This window comes from Pelomonas sp. KK5, from assembly GCF_001984095.1.
GTDB lineage: Bacteria > Pseudomonadota > Gammaproteobacteria > Burkholderiales > Burkholderiaceae_C > KK5.
In genome coordinates this window covers 1-4041 of sequence record NZ_LYVQ01000361.1, presented here as the reverse complement: position 1 = coordinate 4041, position 4041 = coordinate 1, and the positions used below count along the sequence as shown (strand labels likewise).

Annotated in this window: 3 protein-coding genes and 1 pseudogene; all 4 read right to left on the bottom strand. The window is 66.1% G+C overall.

What is annotated here, in order from left to right:
• Window positions 1–120 precede the first annotated feature (120 nt).
• Window positions 121–1074 (bottom strand): carbohydrate ABC transporter permease, encoded by a 954-nt coding sequence (locus tag B0W88_RS30265; protein WP_198937981.1) that lies wholly within the window; start codon window positions 1072–1074, stop codon window positions 121–123.
• A 136-nt stretch (window positions 1075–1210) separates the two neighbouring features.
• Window positions 1211–2542, bottom strand: coding sequence for an ABC transporter substrate-binding protein (locus B0W88_RS30260; protein ID WP_077038219.1), 1332 nt, complete (start codon window positions 2540–2542; stop codon window positions 1211–1213).
• Between the two features lie 46 nt (window positions 2543–2588).
• Window positions 2589–3614 carry a LacI family DNA-binding transcriptional regulator gene (locus B0W88_RS30255; protein ID WP_077038218.1) on the bottom strand — a complete coding sequence of 342 codons (1026 nt, stop codon included), beginning with the start codon at window positions 3612–3614 and terminating at the stop codon, window positions 2589–2591.
• Between the two features lie 199 nt (window positions 3615–3813).
• Window positions 3814–4041: pseudogene (locus B0W88_RS33970) on the bottom strand (aldehyde reductase); the annotation flags it as partial.

The window sequence follows — 4041 nt, the reverse complement described above, 5'->3', positions numbered from 1 at the left end:
CGGGGTGCCCCAAAGCGCAGGTAAAAGGAGGAGGCCGCGGAGCGGCCGGGGGACACGGAGCTTTGGGGCACCCCGTCGTCCTGCGCTCCCGGCGATCGAGCAGGTATCGGCTGTTTCATCTCAACGACTCTTCACATGATTCAAAGCCTTCACGTAGATGTTCGCCAGGCCGAACACCGACACGAAGAGGATGATGGCGAAGGCCGAGGAGTAGCCGGTGCGCCACTTCTCGAAGGCCTCGCGCTTGAGCGTGATCGACGCGAGCTCGGTGGCGCTGCCGGGGCCGCCGCTGGTCAGCAGGTTGACCATGTCGAACATCTTGAAGTTCTCGATCCCGCGGAACAGCACCGCCAGCATGATGAAGGGCAGCACCATCGGCAGCGTGATCGACCAGAACTGCCGCCAGGTGGATGCACGGTCCACCTCGGCGGCCTCGTAGATGTAGTCGGGGATCGAGCGCAGGCCGGCCAGGCAGATCAGCATCACGTAGGGCGTCCACATCCAGCAGTCCACGATGATGATGGCCCAGGGCGCGAGCTTCACCGAGCCGATCATCTCGAAGCTTGATGCCGGCACGCCGCTGAGGAAGGCCACCGCGTAGTTGAACAGGCCCGTCTGCGGCTGGTAGAGGAAGGCCCAGAAGTTCCCGACCACCGCCGGGCTCAGCATCATCGGGATCAGGATCAGCGTGGTCCAGAAACCGTGGCCGCGGAACTTGCGGTCGATCAAAAAGGCCAGGGCGAAGCCGATCAGGGTCTCGAGAAGGATCGTCCAGAACAGGAAATGGGCGGTGGCCTGCATGGCCTGCCAGATGTCCGGGTCGGTGAGCACGGAGACGTAGTTGTCGATGCCGACGTCGAGCACGTTGGCGTTGGGCCGGTTCGCGCGGTAGTTGGTGAACGAGAGCTTGATCGTCCAGATCAGCGGGAAGATGTTGATCGCGAGCAGCAGCGCCATCGTCGGGCCGACGAAGAGCCAGGCGATCGTGCGGTCCGAGAGGCCGCGCACGCGCCGCGCGAGGGCGGGGGGCGTGGCCTGGGCGACGCGTTCAACAAGTTCGGATTCGCGCATCATCGGTTGGTACTGGCCTGGTTTCGGCGCGAGCCCTTCGACAGGCTCAGGGCGAACGGACGAGGAGAGCCGTCGGTGAAGAAAATAGCCGTTCGCACTGAGCTTGTCGAAGTGCTGGGTGCGAACGGCATGGCGGGCCCTACTTGATCTTCCCGTCTTCCTTGAACACCTTCTTCCAGTCCACGACCAGGCCGTCCAGCGCCTCCTTGGCCGTGCCCTTGTCGGCCACCACATAGTCATGCACCCGCTTCTGCATCGCCAGCAGCAGCTGCGCATAGGACGGTTCGGCCCAGAAGTCCACGACCATGTTCATCGAGTCGAGGAAAGCCTGCGCGAAGGGCGAGCTCTTCGGGTAGGCGGGGTCGTTCAGCACCGACTTGGCCGCCGAGGAGCCGCCGATCGCCTGCCACTTCTTCTGCACCTCCCCGTTGGCGAACCACTTGATGTACTGCAGCGCCTCGTTCCGGTTGGCCGAGTAGGACACCACCGAGATGCCCTGGCCGCCGAGCTGCACGCCCTTGCCCTTGTCGGACGGGTTGACGAAGAAGCCGATCTTGTCGCCGCCGACCTGCGGATCCTTGGACAGGCCCGGGAAGAAGGCGAACCAGTTCATCGCCATCGCCACCTGGCCGCTCTTGAAGGCGTCCAGGCCCTCGCTCATGTAGGCGTTGGTGAGGCCGGGCGGGGTGCTGCCCTTGTAGAGCGCCTTGTAGAACTCCAGGCCCTTGACCGCGTCCGCGCTGTTGACGAAGCCGTCCATCGAATACGGCTTCTTCGGGTCTTCGTACTTGAAGCCCATCGGGTAGAGCACGTTGGTGACGCCCATCGTGATGCCCTCGGAGCCGCGCTCGGTGAAGATATAGGCGCCGTAGACCTTCTTGCCGTCGATCATGCGGCCCTGGAAGAACTCGCTGACCTGGCGGAATTCGGTCCAGGTCTTGGGCGGGGTCAGGTCTCGCCCGAACTTCTTCTTGAACTCGGCCTGGATCTCGGGCTTGGCGAACCAGTCCTTGCGATAGGTCCAGCCGACGGCATCGGCCATCGCGGGCAGGGCCCAGTAGTTGGGCGAGTTCTTGGGCCACTCCGCATAGCCGACCACGGTGGCCGGCGCGAAGTCGCTCATCTTGATGCCTTCTTTTGCAAAGAAGTCGTTGAGCTTGACGTAATGCCCTTGTTCAGCGGAGCCGCCGATCCACTGGCTGTCGCCGATGATCAGGTCGCAGAGCTTGCCCTTGGAGTTCAGCTCGTTGAGCATGCGGTCGGCGAAGCTGGTCCAGGGCACGAACTCGAACTTCATCTTGATGCCGGTCTTGGCGGTGAAGTCCTTGGACAGCTCGACCAGCGCGTTGGCGGGGTCCCAGGCGGCCCAGCAGAGGGTGATGGTCTTGTCCTGCGCGTGGGCGGCGGTGCCCGTCAGCAGGCTGGCAGCCAGGGCGAGCAGCCCCGGCAACATCTTCGAGATCGCTTTCATGACTTGTCTCCAAAAGTTGGTCAGGGTGAGCACCCGAAGACCGTAACTAATGCAGGTTCTCGGCCGTCAGGATCTGGATGCGCGGCTGCACGACATTGAGCGCGCCGCGGACGTTCTCGCGCAGCGCGCGCAACACGCGCGCCGCCGTCTGGATGCAGTAATGGATGTCTTGATGGAGCACGTACGAAAGCGCGTCGCTGGACAGCAGCGCGGCGTTCTCGTCGGTGAAATCGTGGGCGATGGCACCGACCGTCAGGCCCGCGTCGGCCAGCGCGCAGGCCGCGCCGGTGCTGGCGCTGCCGACGTTGTAGAGGCCGGCCACGCGGGCGGGATCAATGTCGTCCTTCAAGGCCTGGCGCAGCGCGGCGCGGGCGGCCTCGTTGTCGGCTGGCAGGTCCGCGGTGCGCAGCACGCGCAGCGCCGGGAAGCGCTCCTCGATCGCCTGGGCGAAGCCGATGCGGCGCTCGATCTCGGCCGTCATGCGGGTGGACTGGGAGGACAGCAGCAGGGTGTCGCGGCCCGAGCCGGCGGCCATGCGGCCCAGCAGCAACCCGGCGGTGCGGCCGGCGGCGCGGTTGTCCGCGCCGATGAAGGTCTCGCGCATCGAGCCGGCCACGTCGGAGAACAGCGTCACGACATGGACGCCAGCCCGTACCAGCTCGTTGATCGCGCCCTTGACCGGCGGCAGGTCCGGCGCCACCAGCGCCAGGCCGTCGCAGTCCCCGAGCTGGGCCAGTTCCTCGGCGAAGCGCTGCGGGTCGGAGGCGTCGATGCGGTGCGTCACCTCGGTGATGTGGGCATGGCGGAAGTCGCCGGCCGCCTGGGCGATCTGGCGTTCCACCGATTCCAGGAAGGGCGTCGGCTCGGCCGGCAGCACATAGGCGAAGCGGGCGTTCTCGCCGCGGCGCGGCCGGCCAGGCTGCTGCGGCGCCCCCAGCGCCTCCACCACCTGCATCACCTTGTTCATCGTCTCGGCATTGACGCCGGGACGGCGGTTCAGCACCCGGTCCACCGTGGCCGTGCCCACGCCGGCGGCGCGGGCGATGTCGGCAATGGTCGGGGCGGGCGCCATGTGATTGATTTAATTTATCTCCTGGTGATTGAGATTAGAAGTCGATGAAATTAAATCAATCAGGGTTTCCATCAGCCCGCCGTCGGGGCCTGTGCCGGATCGATGCCCAGCAGCGCCTCGCTGACCGCCCACAGGCGCTCGGCAGCGGCGATGGAGCCCAGCTGCTCGGCGAAGGCGCGGCGCACTTGGAAGATCGGTGTCAGTCCATATGGAGGGTTAGCAGGCGGCGGGCGCAGTCGAGTAGGGTGTCGGCGGCGGGCCGGGGATGGAAATCGAGCAGGCGCCGCGCCTTGTCGGCCGAGGGGGCGTGGCGCTTGCCGAGGTCGGCGGCCAGCATGCGCAGCGGCGGGCTGGGCAGGGCCAGGGCGCGGAAGATCCAGTCGGGCATCGCGCGGGTGGGGACGCGGGTGGCGGCCTCGCCCAGCTC